The 1,863-nt window shown below is 41.7% G+C and carries 2 protein-coding genes and 1 pseudogene; all 3 read left to right on the plus strand.

All coding sequences use genetic code 11. From position 1 onward, the window contains the following. Positions 1-597: pseudogene (locus tag F0251_RS24170) on the plus strand (hypothetical protein); the annotation flags it as partial. Between the two features lie 2 nt (positions 598-599). After that, positions 600-941: a DUF2523 domain-containing protein gene (locus tag F0251_RS24175; protein WP_116872039.1), complete on the plus strand. Its 342-nt coding sequence runs from the start codon at positions 600-602 to the stop codon at positions 939-941. Next, positions 941-1,863 (plus strand): zonular occludens toxin domain-containing protein (locus tag F0251_RS24180; RefSeq protein ID WP_171731977.1); only part of this gene is annotated, 923 nt, incomplete at its 3' end. The genes F0251_RS24175 and F0251_RS24180, both read left to right, overlap by 1 nt.

Genomic DNA, 1,863 nt, shown 5'->3' on the forward strand with positions numbered 1-1,863 from the left:
AACCAATCTGAAATTAAAAACGGTGTTGAAGTGAGTAACATGATTGCCGCGTCAATTTCTGATGATGTTAATGAAAACACCAATCAACGCTTTAATCAGTTGACTGAGCAAATTAACGCTATTTCTGGTGGCTCTTCCACTGTTGATTTAAGCGGTGTTGAATCCAGTATCCAAGCTCTATCCGACAAAATTGATGGCATAGATGGTGCAGATATGTCAGGCGTTGAAAACAAGCTCACCGACTTAATCGACAGCGTCACCAATACTAATGACTTTATTGAACCGGACTACGACTTTGATGGTGACGGCTTCATCGTTAGTCAAAATCAAATTGCTGAAGTTCAAAACGAAGTACTCGAACTGAAACAAGAGATGGCCGAAGAGTTCGAAAAGTTCAAAGCGCTCTTCTCTATCGATACCAGTTCTTTTAGTAACGGCACCTATAAAGAGCACTCTTTAAACCTTAACGTAAACCACGCTGAACGCTCTTTTAAATCGGGTGTCTTCGAGGCGTTACTCGATAACGCATCATTCATTGCAGCCGTCATTATGTTTATGTTTGTGGTGTCTGGCATCAAAATGTTAGGGAAGGATTAGTTATGGATTACATCTACTCTTTTATCGATTGGATCAGCTTACAGATGTCGTTTATCACTGACTTCTTTAAAGCCATTCCACAGATGACACTAGACCTATTTTCATACATTCAGATCTTCATGATTAAGATGAAATTGAAGGCTGAATTGGAGTTCATCAAGCTCTCTTATAACTCGGCACAAATTCTTCTACAGGAGATCGGCTTTAACGAGATTCTGTCTAACGTTTTTAACGCTTTACCTGATGAATTACGATTTTATGCGTTTAAGTTTGGCGTCCCTCAAGCCCTCTCTGTTTGGGCTAACTTCTTCACTACGGCTTTAGTTATGAGGCTCTCTAGATAATGGCTATCACGATTAGAACGGGAGCAAATGGCTCTTATAAGTCGGCTTACACGGCTTACTTTTCTATCTATCAAGCTCTAAAGGCAGGACGAACCGTTGTTACCAACATGGAAGGTATGCAGCCCTTAGCCGTCATCGAGGAGCGCTTTGATATTAAGTTTCCAAGCACAGCTAAACTCTTTCGTGTGAGCTCTAGAGATGAATCAGGGGTTCACCTCTGGACTCACTTTTTCTGTTGGTGCCCTATTGGTGCGCTCATTGTGATTGATGAGTGCCAGGACATCTTCTCTAAGAACGTCGGTTTTGATATACGCAAAGTGAAGTATAAACCGCTCTCTGATTTCATCACTCAATCACCACAAGACGGGCTACTCCCTAAAGATTACGAGCGCTTTTTTAACTCTCGTTACACGCCTGCCAACATGGACGCATTGAAAGACTCAGAGATAGATGATCGCGGAATTGCCGAATACGATTCCGAAGGAAGAATCATCTATCCACACAGCTTTAATGAAGGCTTCATGAGGCATCGAAAGTACGATTGGGACATCGAGTTGCTTTCCCCAGATTGGAAGCAAATCGATTCAGGAATCAAGGCATGTGCTAACCAAAACTTTTTTCATAAGGGGCGTGACCAATTCTTTTGGACTAAGCGCAACCCTTACATTTGGAAGCACGACAAAGCAGTAACAACGCCAGCGATTCCAAAGAAAAAGGACGTTAACTTAACCAATCAGAAAATCCCCTTAGACTCTTTCCTGCTCTACAAATCAACGGGGACAGGCAGCGCCAAACAACAATTAGCTATGAATACGCTATTTCGTAGCCCTAAAGCTATTTTGATTTTCCTACTATCCATATTCTGTTTCGGGTACATAATTTATGACTTATCCAATCGTTTTTTTGAAACTACTGAGACGGT

The sequence above is a fragment of the Vibrio sp. 070316B genome, from assembly GCF_013114115.1.
Classification (GTDB): Bacteria; Pseudomonadota; Gammaproteobacteria; order Enterobacterales; family Vibrionaceae; genus Vibrio; species Vibrio chagasii_B.

Bases quoted from the DNA above. Each gene is read 5' to 3' on its own strand.
- F0251_RS24175 (WP_116872039.1), top strand. From the start codon at position 600: ATGGATTACATCTACTCTTTTATCGATTGGATCAGCTTACAGATGTCG.